The 16,282-nt window shown below is 66.4% G+C and carries 12 protein-coding genes and 1 pseudogene; 10 read left to right on the top strand and 3 right to left on the bottom strand.

What is annotated here, in order from left to right; genetic code table 11:
• The 9 genes and pseudogenes from AC1Q6V_RS20225 to AC1Q6V_RS20265 form a co-directional block, all read left to right on the top strand.
• On the top strand, positions 1-1,023 hold the full coding sequence (locus AC1Q6V_RS20225; RefSeq protein ID WP_010811567.1) for a DUF58 domain-containing protein: 1,023 nt from the start codon (positions 1-3) through the stop codon (positions 1,021-1,023).
• On the top strand, positions 1,020-1,559 hold the full coding sequence (locus AC1Q6V_RS20230; RefSeq protein ID WP_010811568.1) for a DUF4381 domain-containing protein: 540 nt from the start codon (positions 1,020-1,022) through the stop codon (positions 1,557-1,559). Before AC1Q6V_RS20225 ends, AC1Q6V_RS20230 begins: the two co-directional genes overlap by 4 nt.
• On the top strand, positions 1,546-2,583 hold the full coding sequence (locus AC1Q6V_RS20235; protein ID WP_439671639.1) for a vWA domain-containing protein: 1,038 nt from the start codon (positions 1,546-1,548) through the stop codon (positions 2,581-2,583). The genes AC1Q6V_RS20230 and AC1Q6V_RS20235 overlap by 14 nt, the downstream gene beginning before the upstream one ends.
• Positions 2,583-4,226 carry a vWA domain-containing protein gene (locus AC1Q6V_RS20240; protein WP_454749625.1) on the top strand — a complete coding sequence of 548 codons (1,644 nt, stop codon included), beginning with the start codon at positions 2,583-2,585 and terminating at the stop codon, positions 4,224-4,226. Before AC1Q6V_RS20235 ends, AC1Q6V_RS20240 begins: the two co-directional genes overlap by 1 nt.
• Entirely contained in the window at positions 4,223-5,611 is a 1,389-nt protein-coding gene (locus AC1Q6V_RS20245; protein ID WP_454749626.1) for a BatD family protein, read from the top strand. The genes AC1Q6V_RS20240 and AC1Q6V_RS20245 overlap by 4 nt, the downstream gene beginning before the upstream one ends.
• A 30-nt stretch (positions 5,612-5,641) precedes the next feature.
• Entirely contained in the window at positions 5,642-7,339 is a 1,698-nt protein-coding gene (gene aspT / locus AC1Q6V_RS20250) for an aspartate-alanine antiporter (RefSeq protein WP_439671642.1), read from the top strand.
• Positions 7,340-7,604: 265 nt separating this feature from the next.
• Positions 7,605-8,327: a hypothetical protein gene (locus tag AC1Q6V_RS20255; protein ID WP_011615186.1), complete on the top strand. Its 723-nt coding sequence runs from the start codon at positions 7,605-7,607 to the stop codon at positions 8,325-8,327.
• Positions 8,328-8,376: 49 nt separating this feature from the next.
• Positions 8,377-9,372, top strand: coding sequence for a DUF6708 domain-containing protein (locus tag AC1Q6V_RS20260; protein WP_454750345.1), 996 nt, complete (start codon positions 8,377-8,379; stop codon positions 9,370-9,372).
• Between the two features lie 381 nt (positions 9,373-9,753).
• A pseudogene (locus AC1Q6V_RS20265) lies at positions 9,754-9,855 on the top strand (PAAR domain-containing protein); the annotation flags it as partial.
• Between the two features lie 15 nt (positions 9,856-9,870).
• Here AC1Q6V_RS20265 and AC1Q6V_RS20270 read toward each other — a convergent pair.
• Both AC1Q6V_RS20270 and AC1Q6V_RS20275 read right to left on the bottom strand, forming a co-directional pair.
• Positions 9,871-10,329 (bottom strand): Lrp/AsnC family transcriptional regulator, encoded by a 459-nt coding sequence (locus AC1Q6V_RS20270; RefSeq protein ID WP_010811575.1) that lies wholly within the window; start codon positions 10,327-10,329, stop codon positions 9,871-9,873.
• Positions 10,330-10,395: 66 nt separating this feature from the next.
• Positions 10,396-10,971 (bottom strand): cysteine dioxygenase family protein, encoded by a 576-nt coding sequence (locus tag AC1Q6V_RS20275; RefSeq protein WP_010811576.1) that lies wholly within the window; start codon positions 10,969-10,971, stop codon positions 10,396-10,398.
• Positions 10,972-11,271: 300 nt separating this feature from the next.
• On the opposite strand from AC1Q6V_RS20275, the gene AC1Q6V_RS20280 reads away from it, so the two are divergent.
• A complete protein-coding gene (locus tag AC1Q6V_RS20280; RefSeq protein WP_454750344.1) occupies positions 11,272-14,001 on the top strand; it encodes a UPF0182 family membrane protein in 2,730 nt (909 codons plus the stop codon).
• Between the two features lie 35 nt (positions 14,002-14,036).
• Here AC1Q6V_RS20280 and acs read toward each other — a convergent pair whose 3' ends face one another.
• A complete protein-coding gene (gene acs / locus AC1Q6V_RS20285; RefSeq protein ID WP_454750343.1) occupies positions 14,037-16,094 on the bottom strand; it encodes an acetate--CoA ligase in 2,058 nt (685 codons plus the stop codon).
• Between the last annotated feature and the right edge of the window lie 188 nt (positions 16,095-16,282).

A 16,282-nucleotide genomic window follows, 5' to 3' on the forward strand; every position in this document is an offset into this window, starting at 1 on the left:
ATGCGTCTGCCGTTCCGCGCCATGGCCCGCGCCGCGCCATCTGCGGTGCAGGCGCCGGCTGCCGCGACCGTTGCCGGCGTCAGCGTGGACGCGGCGGCGCTGGCCGCGCTGGAAGTGGCCGCGCGCGACTTCCACTTCCTGCCGCGCCAGCCGGTGCACAGCGTGCTGGCCGGCCGCCACGCCTCCAAGGTGCGCGGACGCGGACTGACCTTCGAGGAACTGCGCCTGTATCTGCCCGGCGACGATATCCGCAGCATGGACTGGCGCGTGACCGCGCGCACCGGCAAGCCGCACGTGCGCGTCTACACCGAGGAAAAGGACCGTCCCGTGCTGCTGGTGGTGGACCAGCGCATCAATATGTTCTTCGGCAGCCGGCGCGCGATGAAGTCGGTCAGCGCGGCCGAGGCGGCAGCGCTGGCCGCCTGGCGCGTGCTGGCCGAAGGCGACCGCGTCGGCGGCGTGGTGTTCGGCGATGCGAAGGCCGAGGAGTTCACCCCGCGCCGCAGCCGCGAAGCCGTGCAGCAGCTGCTGGGCGCCATCGCGCGCTTCAACCAGGCCTTGCGCGCCGATGCGCCGGCGCGGCGCGCCGCGGGGCAGCTGAACGCGGCGCTGGAGCGCGCCGCGCGCATGGCGCGCCATGACTGCCTGGTTATCGTCATCAGCGATTTCGACGGCCATGACGATCGCACCCGCGACCTGATGCTGGAAATGGCGGCGCGCAACGACGTGCTGACCATCTTGGTCCACGATCCCTTCCTGAGCGAGTTGCCGGAGTCCGGCCAACTGGTGGTCAGCGACGGCGAACTGCAGGTGGAGCTGGGCTTCGGCCACGCGGCCACGCGGCGCAGCATTGCGGAGTTTGTCGATACGCACGCCAAGGCGCTGCTGGACTGGCACCACGCCATCGGCGTGCCGCTGCTGCCGCTGTCGGCGGCAGAGGAAACGGCGCTGCAGCTGCGCCGGCTGCTGGGCCGCCCGCTGCAGCAGACGCCGGTGCGGCAACGCGCAGGAGCGGCGCGATGAGCCTCACGCACAGCACCGCAGCGGGCGTCGAAGACAGCACGGGCGTGGCTACGCTGGCCACCCTTGCCGACGTAGCCGTGCCGCCGCCCCCTTCCTGGGCGCCGCAGACCATCGGCTGGCCGATCGCCGGCGCCTTGCTGCTGCTGGCCCTGGCCTGGGCAGGCTGGCGCGCGTGGCGGCGCTACCGCGCCAACCGCTACCGGCGCGAGGCGCTGGCCGAACTGGCAGGACTGCCGCTGGGCGCTGACCCCGCGCACCGCGTCGCCGCGCTGCGGCAGATGGCGGCGCTGCTCAAGCGCACGGCGCTGGCCGCGTGGCCGCGCGCCCAGGTTGCCAGCCTGGCCGGCGCCGGCTGGGCCGAATTCCTGCAGGCACACGCCGGGCGCGCACAAGACGCCGCGCCGCTGCTGGCTGCGCTGGTGCAGGACGCCGAATACCGCGACGACGCGGTGCTGGCGCAATGGCCCGAGACGCAGGTGCAGGCGGTGGCCGGCGCGTGCCGGCGCTGGATCGCGGAGCACCATGTACCAGTTTGAATACCCCTGGCTCTTCGTGCTGCTGCCGCTGCCGTTGCTGCTGTGGTGGTGGCTGCCGCCGTACCGCGAGGAAAGCCCGTCGGTGCGCCTGCCGTTCTTTGGCGAGGTGGCCAGCGCCGCCGGCCTGACCCCGGCCACCGGGGCCGTGGTGTCGCGCCGCAACCGGCTGCAATGGGTGCTGGCGCCGCTGGCGTGGGCGCTGGTGGTGACGGCGCTGGCGCGGCCGCAGTTCCTGGAGGCACCGTTCCAGAAGGTGCAGCCGGCGCGCGACCTGCTGATCGCGCTGGACTTGTCGCAGTCGATGGACACACGCGACTTCCGCGACCCGTCCGGCGCGCTGATCCCGCGCGTGCAGGCGGTGCGGCAGGTGGTGAGCGGTTTTGTCGCCAGGCGCCCGGGCGACCGCATCGGCCTGATCGTGTTTGGCGACGCGCCGTACCCGCTGGCACCGTTCACGCTGGATCACCAGTTGGTGCAGACGCTGATCACCGGCCTGCTGCCGGGCATGGCCGGGCCGAGCACGGCGCTGGGCGATGCCATCGGGCTCGGCATCAAGATGTTCGAGCACAGCGAAGCGCCCGAGAAAGTGCTGATCGTGCTGACCGACGGCAACGACACCGCCAGCCGGATGCCGCCCGAGCGCGCGGGGGGGATCGCCAAGGAGCGCAAGGTGGTGGTACATACCATCGGCATCGGCGATCCCAATGCTTCGGGCGAGGAGAAGGTCGATCTCGGCGTACTGCAGCGGCTGGCCGCGCAGACCGGGGGGCGCTACTTCTTCGGCGCCGACCAGGCCGGGCTGGAGACCATCTACGCGACGCTGGACCGGATCACGCCGCACAACCAGAAGACCTTGTCATGGCGGCCGCGGCGCGAGCTGTTCATGTGGCCGCTGGGGGCGGCGCTGGCGCTGGTGCTGGCGTACCAGCTGCTGATGTTCGGCTACTCGGCGTGGTTGTCGCGCCGGCGTGGCACGGCCAAAGGAGCTGACGAGATCGCGAATGCCGCCGGGGAGGGGCGCTGATGCAGGCCCTCGACACGCTTGCGCACTTCCATTTCCTGCGCCCGTGGTGGCTGCTGGTGCTGGTGCCGGCCGCGCTGCTGGTGTGGGCGGTGCAGCGCCGCGGCGATGTGCGGCGGCGCTGGCGCCAGACCATCGCGCCGCACCTGCTCGACGCGCTGGTGATCGGCGAACGCCGCCGCGTGGCGCTGCGCCCGGTGCACCTGACCGCGCTGCTGCTGGCACTCGGCGCCATCGCGCTGGCAGGGCCGAGCTGGCGGCAGGAGCGCCCGCCGTTCCTGGATGACAAGGTACCGCTGGCGATCGCCGTGGACCTGTCGCCCACCATGGACGCGGTGGACGTCACGCCCACGCGGCTGGAGCGCGCCAAGCTCAAGATCAAGGCGCTGCTGGCGCGCCGCGACGGCGGCCGCACGGCGATCTATGCCTATGCCGGCTCCACCCACCTGGTGCTGCCGCTGACGGACGACACCAACCTGCTGCAGACCTTTGTCGATGCGCTGCAGACCCGCATCATGCCGGTGCCGGGGCGCGACATGGCACAGGCGCTGCGCATCATTGACGCCGACCTGGCGCGTGAGCCGGTGCCCGGCACCATCCTGTTCCTGACCGACGGCGTGGACCCCGCCGCCGCCAGGGCCTTCCGCGCGCAGGCGGACAGCGGCCGCAGCCAGCCGGTGGTGCTGGCCATCGGCACGGAACAGGGCGGGCCGCTGCGCAATGCAGCGGGCGGCTATGTCGAACAGGACGGCGCACGTGTGTTCGCGCGGCTGGATGTGGCGGCGTTCAAGCGCTTCGGCGACGACAGCGGCACACCGCTCGCCACCTTCACGCCCGGCAGCGACGACGACGTGGCGTGGGTGCAGCGCCATGTGCAGTCGCACCTCGAACAGATGCAGGCTGGCGACCGCACGCGCTGGAAGGATGAAGGCTGGTGGCTGGTGCTGCCGGTCACGCTGCTGGCCATGCTGTGGTTCCGCAAGGGCTGGACCGTGCGCTGGACCGCCGGCCTGCTGCTGGCGCTGGCGTTCGCTGCGCCGCAACCGGGCTTGCGCGCACAGCAGGCCGATGCCGCGCGCCCGTGGCGCTTTGCCGACCTGTGGCTGACGCATGACCAGCAAGGCCGCCGCGCCTTCGAACAGGGCGACTTCGCGCGCGCCGCGACCCTGTTCGACGATGCGATGTGGCGCGGCGTCGCCCAGTATCGCGCCGGCCAGTACGCGCAGGCGGTGCAGAGCTTCGCGCTGGTCGATTCACCGCAGGCCGACTACAACCAGGGCAATGCGCTGGCGCGGCAGGGTCAGTACCAGCAAGCCGCCGCGCGCTACCGCCAGGCGCTCAGGCGCCAGCCGCAATGGCCGGCGGCCACGGCCAACCTGGCGCTGATGGAAAAGCTGCTGGCGCAGCAGAAGCCAAAAGACAAGCCAGACCCCGACGACCAGGAAGAGCCCCCCGACGTGCCGCCGGATGAAATCAAGTACGACGCCGCGAGGCCGCCGGAGCAGGGCGGCCAGTCCATGCATATCGGCCTGACGCAGGACGCCGAGATGTGGATGCGCGCGATCCAGACCACGCCGACCGACCTGTTGCAGCGCAAGTTCGCGCTGCAGCGCGGGCAGGCCGCACCGCAGCAGGGGCAGCGATGAGCGGCCGCGCCGTGTGTCAGCGCGGGTGGCTGCGGCAGCTTGCGCCGCTGGTCATCTTGCTGATGGCGGCGTTGCTGCTGCCCTTGCTCGCGCGTGCCGCCGAGCCCATCGTGCGCGTGGAAGTGGGCGCGAAGCAGCCGGTGCTGGTCGGCCAGCAGATCAGCATCGACGTCACTATCCTGGCGCCCAACTTCTTCATGTCGGCGCCGGCCTTCCCGGTGCTCCAGGTGCCGGGCGCCGTCGTCACCATGCCTGACCAGCGCGCGTTGAACTCGACCGAAACCATCGATGGGGTTGGCTACGCCGGCATCCGCAAGACCTATGCCTTTACCGCCGAGCAGGACGGCGACTTCGAGCTGCCAACCGCGACCGTGCGCTTCACTTATGCGGGCGACGACGGCGCGCCGCGCGAGGGCAGCGTGACCTTCCCGCCCACGCGGATCCGCGCGGGAGCCGGCGGCGCGGTGAAGGCCGGCGCCGGAACCGGACGGCCCTTGCTGCCGGTGGCCCGGCTCACCGTGACACAGGCGCTGGACCACGCCTCCGACGAAGGCACCGTGCGGCTGCGCGCGGGCGATGCCCTGGTGCGCACCGTCACCACCTTTGCGCCGCAGACCCAGGCCATGATGATCCATCCGCCGCACGCCGCGGCGCCGCGCGGGGTGCGTGTCTTCAGCGCCGATGCGCGGCTGTCCGATCACGCCCAGGACGCGCCCGGGCCGGGCGGCACGCGCGTGGATGCCATCACCTACGTGTTCGAGCGGACCGGTACCTACACGCTGCCGGCGGTGACAGTGGATTGGGTCGATCCGGCCACACGCAAGCCGGCAAAGTCCGAAGCGCCCGCGATCAGGGTGGTAGTGGCTGCCGCGCGCGCGGGCAGCGCGCTGGCCCCGGGCGGTCCGTCTGCCGGCGCGCTGCCGGGCGAGGGCGGCTTGCCCTGGCGGACATTGCTGTGGGGGGCAGTGGGGCTGGTGGCTGTGCTGGCAGCCGGGCTGTCGTGGTGGCGTATGCGGCCGGCGCTGGCCCGGCTGCGCCAGCGGCTGGCCGAGCGCAAGCGCGCCCGCGCCGAAGGTGCCGACGCGCAGCTGGAAGCAACGCTGCAAGCCTGCCAGGCAGGCAGTGCCGCTGCCGCCAGCCAGGCGCTGGGCGCATGGACGCGCGCCGCCCACGGCACCACCCCCGCAGTGTGGGCAGAGTCGGTCGGCGATGCCGCCCTTGCCGATGCCGTGACCGACCTGCAACGCCATCTCTACGGCGCGATGCCGGCCCAGGCTGCCTGGAATGGCACCCCGTTGGCCCAGGGCCTGCGCCGCCATACTGCCAGGGCGCCGGTGCGACGGCACCGGCAAGCCATGCCCGCACTGCCTCCGCTAAATCCCTGACAATCAAGTCCCCCAAACGACGCCCCCTCTATGAAATGCTCCGTTGATCTGTTTGCAGGCAACCCGTTGATGGTGCTCTTCATCACCGTGGGCCTGGGTTACTTCATCGGCAAGGCACGCGTGGGCCCGATCCAGCTAGGGGGAGTCTGCGGCACGCTGGTCGTCGCGCTGTTCATGGGGCAGACCGGTTGCCAGATGCACGGCGAGCTCAAGGACATGGCCTTCGCGTTGTTTATCTTCGCCATGGGCTATTCCGGCGGGCCGCAGTTCTTTGCCAACCTGAACCGGTCGAGCCTGCGCTATATGGTCCTGCCGGTGGTGGAAGCCATCGTCGTGCTCGCCATCGCCGTCGGTGCGGCGGCCTACCTGGGCTTCGATCCCGGCACCGCCGCCGGCCTGGCCGCGGGTGCGGCGACGGAATCGGCCGTGGTCGGCACCGCCGCCGAGGCGCTGAAGCACCTGGGCCTGGACGCCGCCACCGCGAGCCGCTACGAGGCCAATATCGCCACGGCATATACGCTGACCTACCTGGTCGGCCTGATCAGCATCGTGTTCTTCACCAGCCAGATCGCGCCGGCCTTGCTGGGCATCGATCTGCGCAAGGCCGCCAGGGAAGTCGCCGCGAAGATGGATGCCGCGTCCGAGGACGACGTCGCGACGCAACCCGCGCTGCCGCGCCTGATCGGGCGCGCTTATTCCGTGCACCAGGCCGCCGGAATGACGGTGAGCGAGCTGCAGCAACAGGTGGGTGGCCGGGCGTCTATCGTCAAGGTGCTGCGCGACGGCACCAGTATCGAGCTTGGCGATGACGACAAGGTCCAGGCCAGCGATATCCTGGCCATGGTCGGGATCCGCAGCAACCTGCTGAAGGCGGCAGCCCTGATCGGGCCCGAAGTCCTGCTGCCCGAGGCCCACACGGATGCCATCCAGCTGGTCGAAAAGCAGGTCATCGTGAACAAGCCCAGGGTCAACGGCAAGACCATCGGCGAACTGGCCCGCCTGGCCGGCGCACGCCGTCTGCGTGAAGTCTGGATCCTGCAGGTGCGGCGCTCGGGGATGTCGCTGCCGATCACGCGTTCCACGCCGCTGCAGCATGGCGATGTGGTCACCATCGTCGGCCTGGAGCCGTCGCTGTCCGAAGCCATTGCCGGAATCGGCGTGGAAGCGAAGGCAACCGAGGTCACCGACCTGGTCTTCCTGTGCGTGGGCATCCTGGCGGGCCTGCTGGTGGGAACCCTGAGCCTGAGCCCTGGCGGCATGCATATTTCGCTTGGCAGCGGGGGCGGGGCGCTGCTCAGCGGCCTGGTGTTCGGATGGATCAATTCAAGAAGGCCGTCGCTCGGCACCTTCCCGAGGTCGGCCGTGCAGATCCTGAAGGACCTGGGCCTGGCGCTCTTTGTCGCATGCGTCGGCTTGTCCGCCGGGCCGGATGCGATCTCGCTGATCCGCGAGCACGGCGCGGTGCTGCCGCTGATCGGGCTGGCCGTGTCGCTGGGGCCGGCGTGCCTGTCCTTATGGATCGGTCACAAGCTCCTGAAGATCGAAGGCCCGCTGCTGGTTGGTGCGATTGCCGGGCAGCACGTGAGCACCCCGGCGATCAGCGCCATCCTGGCCGCCAGCCACAGCTCGGTGCCGTTGCTGGGGTACACCATTACCTATGCCATTGCCAACGTGCTGCTGCCGGTGCTGGGGCCGATCATTATTTCGCTGGCGTTCAGGTTCACTTAGGGAAATGCGGCCTGCTTCTCTCACATTACGAATGCCGAGGTCTGGATTACCTGCGCCAGCTCACTGATCAGCATTTTCCTAGTGTCCGCGAGGGCGCTCCGCCGGTGCCGGATCTGGCCCAAACACACTGCCGCTATATCGTTTCGCTCAGGCGCCGCCGGTCTCCGCCGGGCGATCGCCAAGTCAGCGGACGGAAGCGCTGGCACAAGCGTTTCTGTGCGCGCCGTGGCGTCGCTCGCGAGCCACGCAATGTGAGCAAGTGTCAATGCGCGGGATTGCCGATATGCCCGCCATTAACCTGGGCGAGATTGCTCCGATTGGCCCCATAAGCGGTTCGATGCTTGCGGATCGGATGGAGCAGATTTCGCCCGGCAAGGCACTGATGCTGGCATGCAACGACCCGCTGGCGATTATCGAGGACCTGAGCATCCTGACCAATCCCAAGATGCACCCGAAGGCGAACAACGCGGTCATCTGGGATCAGTCTACGGACTTTTTGCTGGATCGTCTTGAATCGAACATCCGGGCCAGCGCCGAGGCGCAGCACACAAAAGAGGCGGAGGCCGCGGCGGCCGAGGCTGAGCGCATGAAGACCACGCCGGATGGATTTCCGGCTTACGAACTCATGTCGGTTCTGTTTAATGGAAAAGCGACGGCCGAGCGATGGAAGCGCGAAGATGCGGAGCGTGAAGCGACTCGCCTTGCGAGGAAAAAGGCAGCCGGCGATGCGGCTTGGGCGCCCTATGAAGCCGTGCTGGACAAGAGTAAGCGACACCAGCACCGCCGCGCTAATCTCTGCAGAACTAATTCTCGTTGGCACTCCGGTTTGGCCTCTCCTGGTCGTACTCTTCGCGGTGAACGTGAGGATCGCGATCCTGGACGACCCGGCCACGCTCAAATGGGCCACGCGCTGCCATTTCAGCAAGCAAGCGAATGGCGAACGCTACACCACCATGGAGAAGGAATGGGCAGAGTTTCTTCAACTTGACATTAAGGAGGTTAGCGAGGATGCCAAGAAATGAAGCTCCCGACCAAGGATGAACGCATTCCACTTTACTTTCGCGAGAAGGGAAGACCGCCATGGAACATGGCAGTTGCAGCACCGCTTGTACATCGATAGGCCGTCCAGCGAAGTCGCCGATGAAATCGGCAACGTCTACAGCATAGATTCGACCTGTTTGGAAATCATCGATGAGTCGCAAAAAAGAATCCAGATGATCGGTCAGGGTTGGGTCTTGGGCCTAGCTTTTGCGACGCTCAGTTTCCTCGGCTCCGCGATGATCATTTCCGGGTTCAAGAATGACTCACCAGAAGTGGTAGGACGCCCGGGGTACTGGCCTGCTATGTTGATTGGTCTCATCATGATGGCTTCGGCAACCGGCTTCTTTGGCTTCATCGCCGGTGAGTCGATGCGACGAAACCTCTTCACGTTGAAGCGGCGTCCGATCCGGCTGAACCGAAGAACCCACCGCATCTATGCCATGCGCACGAAAAGGGGGGACGGTGTATGGGAGGTGCCATGGAACAACGAAGAGTTCTTCTGCGTGGGCGTCAGCAAGAAAGGTGGCTTGTCGCGTAGCTATGAGATGTATGACATACGCCATTACAAGTTGGACGCGGACGGTAATGTGGTTCGTGCCTTCGTTCTCGGGCAGCAGATGTTCACGCTGGAACAGGCCCAGCAGCAGTGGGAATACTACCGACGTTATATGCAAGACGGTCCCGCCAACCTGCCTGAACCGAAGTTTTTTTGGGCTCCACGAGAGGGCTTTTGGGAGGGCTTCAAGATCTGCAGGGGCGACCTCAGGTCTGCTGGTGATCTGATCTTCCTGCCGATGATCTTGCTGGATGCGGCATTCCGATGGCTCACGCTGGTAACTTGCAGCGATCCCGTGTGGCCTCCCGAGATTGAGGCGGCGTGCAGGCCCACACCCAACGACCCTTATGCGCGTCCCCATGCCGACGAGTTCATCGGTGTGCCGAACGGCCCGGATGCCAGGCCTGGCAATGAAGACGGCAACCACCATGTCTAAGTCATGGGACGTGGAGGAAGTTGCGAATGAAGCGAAGGAAACATCAGCATCCAGTCAAAGGAACTGACAATGCGAGCCAACGAAACAAGCCCGTGGCAACGCCCTCGGATACGTCGGCACTAAGTGTCTTGCTCAGGGAGTTACCCTCACCAACCCCTGGGGGACGGATGATACTGGGATTCATGCCTGGGCGAGTGGGCTTCCCATCGACCGCCTGGAAGCCGCTGAGCTTGACTACCTCCACGAGCATGCGGGCCTCTTCGCATGGCGCGAAACACGTCATTACTTTGCCAGCAACTGGGACCAGGCGCGTTGGACCGAGCAGTGACACAAGCCTTTCACCACTGCCTGCGATGTACAACGTAGCCGGTCGTTGACGCGAGTTCCGGCATGGATGTCGATGGGCAACCCGCAGCACTGCATGGGGACCGCACCCGGTGCGGTGCCACGCTAATCGGCGGTGGCAGCGCGAACGTGGCTTAGCTGGCCGGTGCCGGCCTACGCATAATCGAGCGGCAGCGCCGTGGTGTACTTGATCTGCTCCATCGCAAAGCTGGAACTGACGTCGGCCAGCTCGGCGCCCTGGATCAGCTTCTTGTAGACGCGGTCGTAGGCGGCAATATCCGGCACCACCACGCGCAGCAGGTAGTCCGTATCGCCGGCCATGCGGTAGAACTCGGTCACTTCCGGGATCGATGCCACCAGCCCGTGGAACTGCGCCAGCCATTTCACGTTGTGCTGGCTGGTGCGGACCGAGACAAAGACCGTGACCCCGGCATTGAGCTTGTCGGCGTCGAGCAGTGCCACGCGTTTGCGGATCAGGCCGGCGTCTTCCAGCCGCTGGATCCGGCGCCAGCATGGCGTCGAGGTCAGGCCGACGCGTTCGCCGATCTCTGCCACCGGCACGGTGGCGTCTTCCTGCAGGATGGCGAGAATCTGTTTGTCGTAGCGGTCCATGGCGCGTAGCGGTTCAGGTGAGGGTGGGCCGGCGCCCGCATGCGGCGCGGCTACGCGCGGCAAAACCTAGGCGTCGGCGGTCGGCACCAGCAGGTTCACGCCGGTGGCAATGTGGTCGCGGTGCACGCCATAGAGGTGCAGGGACACGGCGATCTCGTCGCTGGCATTGCCCAGCGCATGGATATGCTGCAGCCCGGCCGGCACGCTGAAGGTATCGCCGGCCGTGCGCGCGACGGTGTTGGCATGGCGCGCCTGCCGGCTGGCTGGATCCCACCGGTAGTGCTGCTCGCTCAGCGTGCCGCGCAGCACGCGGTAGGCACACCAGGTGCGATGGCCGTGCACGGGGCTGGCCTGGCCCGGGCGCCAGACCAGCACCATCGCCGAGAAGCGCTCCAGCGGGTCGGCATGGACCAGGTGGCGGGCATAGCAATCCGGCTTGCCGAGCAGGGCGCCTGGCGGCAGTGTTGCAAGCAGCGTGTCGGTGTCCGGCAGGTGCGTGGCGATGTGGCCGGCCACCATGCGCGCGCTGTGGGCGAAGGTGGCCTCGAGGTCGAGCGCCAACTGGTCGAGCGGCGCGGCTGGCGGGGGCAGATGCGGGAGAGTTGCCGGAGGGGCGGCAGTCAGGGGAGATCCGGTCGGCATGGCAGGCACCTTGGTCTTGTTCTGGGTACGTGTCCATGATATTTGCGGGCCGGAGCACAGGCATGCGAATTGTCGTTCAATGTCGCCGGAGATTGTAATTCTATTCCTGGATTGGTTGAATTTTGAGAATCATATGCTCACATCAGGCCGGGCAGGGTGAATGGGTGCTCGCCAACGACGCCACGGCCGGGCCAGGGTGGCGTACCCCGTGCGCTGTGCAGCGAACGCATATATGCTGATATGGGCAGGCAGCCCGAGTAGCCGGGTCACGGACGACGGTGCGGCAAAGGAGCATGATCGATGCGCTCGCCAGCGAGGGACGCCACGCGCCTGGGACGCCTTGCGACCTGGGTTGTTGCCGTCATCGTCGCGCTGATCGCCGTCAGTCGCGTCACCGGCCTCGTTGTTGACTGGATGTGGTTTGCCTCGGTTGGCTACGCCGGGGTTTTCCGCACGATCTTCCTCACCCAGGCGCTGCTGTTCCTTGCCGTATTCGCCGTTTCGGCAGGCGCGCTCTGGCTATCGGGCTGGCTGGCGCACCGCAGCGCGAGCCAGGCGCAGGCCTGGAGGCCGGAGGTCCTGGGCCAGCCGGTTGGCGAGATTGCGGCGCGCGTCCCCTGGCGCGCCGCCATTGCCGGCGTCGCCGTCCTGGTGGGGCTGCTCATGGCCGTCGGTGAACTGTCAAGCTGGGCCATTGCGCTGCGCTATTTCCATCAGGTGCCTTTCGGCAAGACCGATCCGATCTTCGCCAAGGACATCGGTTTCTACTTCTTCACGCTGCCGGCGTATCTTGCACTGAGGAACTGGCTGCTCCTGCTGTTGGGCTGCAGCGCAGTGCTTGCCGGCGTGGTCTATGGCTTGCGCGGCGACATCGCGCTGGTCCGGTCGCCGCGCGGGCTTTCACCGGCGGCGGCTACCCATGGATCGGCATTGCTCGGCTTGTTCTTTGCGCTGCAGGCGTGGTCCTACTGGCTCGACCGCTTCATGCTGCTCTACGGCGACAACGGGGTCGTGGTCGGCGCGAGCTATACCGATGTCCATGTCGGGCTGCCGGTCCTGTGGCTGCAAGTCGGCCTGGCTGCCGCGGCTGCCGCCGCTTCGTGGGCCAATATGCGCTGGCGGGACTACCGGGTGCCTGCGGCCGCGGCGCTGCTGGTGGTCGGTAGCGCAATCGTGCTCGGCACGATCTGGCCGGCACTGTTCCAGCGTTTCTATGTCAAGCCGAACGAGCTGCAACTCGAGACACCGTATCTCCAACACAATATTGCGCTGACGCGCGAGGCCTATGGCTTGACGCAGATCGAGGTAAAGCCGTTTCCGGTCGAACAGAACCTGAATCTCGCCGCGCTCCAGGCCAATCGGCCGACCATCGACAACATCCGCCTGTGGGACCTGCAGCCGCTGCGCGATACCTATGCGCAGCTGCAGGAGATCAGGACCTATTACAAATTCCTCGCGACGGACATCGACCGCTACCAGCTCGGCGCAGGCTACCAGCAGGTCATGCTGTCGGCGCGGGAGCTTGAGCCGGCACTGATTCCGGCCAATGCCCAGACCTGGGTGAACCTGCATCTGTTGTTCACCCATGGCAATGGCGTGGTGATGTCGCCGGTCACCGAGAAATCCGCCGAAGGCCTGCCCTCGCTCTATCTGCATGACATTCCCCCGCTCTCCGACGGCGGCCCGGTCATCCAGGAGCCGCGCCTCTATTTCGGTGAAGGCGGCAAAGGCTATGTCATCGTCAAAGGCAGCGTGCCCGAGTTCGACTACCCCAAGGGCAAGGACAACGTCTATACGGCCTATCGCGGGCGCGACGGCATCGGAATCGGCGGCATTGCGCGCCGGACCCTGTTCGCCTGGCATCTCGGCGATCCCAATATCCTGCTGAGCGGCTACATCACGCAGGAAAGCCGCATCCTGCTCCATCGCAATATCCGGAACCGCGTGCGCACGATTGCGCCGTTCCTCAGCCTCGACCATGACCCCTATGTGGTCGTGAGCGATGGTCGCCTCTACTGGATCCAGGACGCCTACACTACCAGCCGCTGGTTCCCTTATTCGCAGCCCGGCACCGGTGGCGGCGCCAACTACATCCGCAACGCCGTCAAGGTCGTGATCGATGCGTACAACGGCACGGTCGACTTCTACACCAGCGACCCGGCCGATCCGATCGTGCAGGTGTACCAGCGCATCTTCCCGGGCATGTTCAGGCCGCTGGGCGCCATGTCGCAGGACCTGCAGCGGCATATCCGCTACCCTGAGGACCTGTTCCTGATCCAGGCGCGGATCTACCGCGCCTACCACATGGAAGCGGCAGAAGTCTTCTATAACCGCGAGGATCTGTGGGAGTTTCCTCGCCAGCTGACCGGCATGAGCACAGGGAACACGCCCGCCGCGCGGATGATGCCCTACTACATGATCCTGCGGCTGCCGGACGAACCGCGCGCCGAGTTCGTCTTGATGCTGCCGATGGTGCCGAGCCAGCGCGAGAACATGATCGCCTGGCTGGCTGCGCGCTCCGATCCCCCCAACTACGGCAAGCTCGTCGCCTACACCTTCCCCAAGGAAAAGCTGGTCTACGGGCCGTTCCAGATCGAGGCGCGCATCCAGCAGAATACCGAGATCTCGCAGCAGATTTCGCTGTGGAACCAGATGGGCTCGCGCGTCATCCGCGGCCATCTGCAGGTCGTGCCGATCGAGAACTCCATCCTCTATGTCTCGCCGCTCTACCTGCGTGCGGAGTCCGGCCAGTTGCCCGAACTCAAGCGGGTGATCGCCGCCTATGGCGATCGCGTGGTCATGGAGGACACCCTGGGCGCAGCGCTTGCGGCCCTGTTCAAGGAATCCGCGCCGGCGGCGATTCCGGCGCAGGGCGCAGCGAACGCCCGCGCGCGCGAAGCACTCGCGCACTATGACCGCGCCGTCGAGCGTTTGAAGGCGGGGGACTGGAGCGGCTTTGGCGCGGAGCTCGATGCCTTGCGGCCGCTGCTCGAGGCGCTCGGGGCAGAGGGTGCCGATGAGCGGAAGTGAGCGGCGTGCCGGGAGCCGCCGGCAGGAGTGCCGTCCTATGTCGCCAGCTCCCTGATCTTCTCGACGACCTCCGGATTGGCAAGCGTGGATACGTCGCCAGGCTCCTGGTGGTTGGAGATCGCCGCCAGCACGCGGCGCATGATCTTGCCCGAGCGTGTCTTGGGCATGTCGGGGACGATCACGACCCGATGCGGACGCGCAATCGCGCCAATCTGGGATACCACCGCTGCCGAGACCTTGTTCGCGATCTTGATGGAGGGCGACAGTCCCGGCTTGAGCGATACATAGAGATCAGGCACCTTGCCCTTGACCTCGTCGGCCACCGGCACCACCGCCGCCTCGGCGACGTCCGGCACCAGCAGTGCTGCGGATTCGATCTCCTTGGTGCCGAGGCGATGGCCGGAAACATTGATCACGTCGTCGATGCGGCCAAGGATGCGAAAGTAGCCGTCCGCCGCCTGCGTTGCGCCATCGCCCGCCATATACGGCCAGTCGTGCCAGTCCTTGCTGTCGGGATTCTTGCAATAGCGCGCATAGTACTGGCGCACGTAGCGGTCCGGATCCTTCCAGACGGTCTGGAATATGCCCGGCCAGGGATTGCGGATGCAGATGTTGCCCGCCTTGCCCGAGCCGGCCGGGACCTCATTGCCTTCCTCGTCAAAGATCACCGGATGAATGCCCGGGATTCCCGGGCCAGTGCTGCCGGGCTTCATCGGGTGGATGCCCGGCAGCGTGCTGCAGAGGAAGCCGCCATTCTCGGTTTGCCACCAGGTGTCCACGATCACCGCCTCGCCCTTGCCGACTTCACGGTGGTACCACTTCCAGACTTCGGGCTCGATCGGCTCGCCCACCGTGGTCATGTGCTTGAAATGGCAGTCGTACTTCGCCGGCTCGTCGGGCCCGTTGCGCCGCAGCGCGCGGATTGCGGTGGGCGAGGTGTGGAAGATATTGACGCCAAGGCTTTCCGCAATACGCCAGGGCCGGCCGGCGTCGGGCCAGGTCGGCACGCCTTCATAGACGACAGACGAAGCGGCGAGCGCGAGCGGGCCATAGACGATGTAGGAATGCCCGGTGATCCAGCCAATATCGGCCATGCACCAGTAGACGTCCTCGGGGTGGATATCCTGGATGTACTTAGAGGTCCACGCCACATAGGACAGATAGCCGCCAGTGGAATGCTGGCAGCCCTTGGGCCGGCCCGTGGTGCCGCTCGTGTACATCAGGAACAGCGGCGCCTCCGCCGGCATCGGCTCGGGCTCGACACGCCTGCCGCGGAACCCGGCGAGCACGTCATTGAGAATGACATCGCGGCCCTTCACCAGTAGGGCGGCACTGGAATACTTGCCCGGGTAGCGCTGCCAGATCAGGACCTTCTCGACCTGCTGACCGGCGCTGGCGGCTTCTGCCACGGCGATGTCGGCCTTTTCCTTGTGATCGAGCAATTCACCGCCGCGGTGATAGGCGTCCATGGTGATCAGCAGCCGGCTCTCGGAGTCCGCGATGCGCTCGGCGCAGGCCTTGCCGCTGAAGCCGCTGAATACCTGCGAATGAATCACGCCGATGCGGGCGCAGGCGAGCATGGTGATGGGCAGTTCGGCCACCATCGGCATATGCAGCGTGACGCGGTCGCCGGCCTTCAGGCCGCAGAACTCGCGCAGCAGGGCGGCCAGCTCATTGACGCGAACGAAGAGCTCCTGGTAGGTGAGGTGATGCACCGCCTCATCCTCCGGCTCGGGCACGAAATGAATCGCGGTCTTGTTCCTGTATGCAGCGAGGTGGCGATCCACGCAATTGTGGCAGGCGTTGATCCTGCCGCCGACGAACCAGCGCCAGAAAGGCGGGTTGCTGGTATCCAGGGTCGTTTCCCAGTATTTGTACCAGTCCAGCAGGTCTGCGAACTCCTTGAAGCACTCGGGGAAACGTTCGAGGGAGAAGCGCTCGAAAATATGGGGATCGGTCAGATTGGCCTGCGCAATGAACTGGCCGGCCGGCGGGACGTAGTCTTCCTCGGGCCAATGGACCGCGATTTCGGCCTCGGACACATCGGCCAATTCCTGCTGGGCAGCATGGCGTGGCGATTTGCCTTCAGACATGACGATCCCCCTTCACTTTCATGGCATCCATCCAGGGATGGTCGGTGCCACTATCCTGCGATAGCTGCCTGAAACGACTAGTCCATATTAAGTCCGGGCACGGGGAGTTTCCAGGAATTCGCCCTGCCGCTGTCCGCCGAGCCCGGAGCTTGCCTGGCGGCCGCCATGAGCTAGATTCGTAGGAGGGC

The sequence above is a fragment of the Cupriavidus sp. GW823-FHT07B10 genome (genome assembly GCF_058794355.1).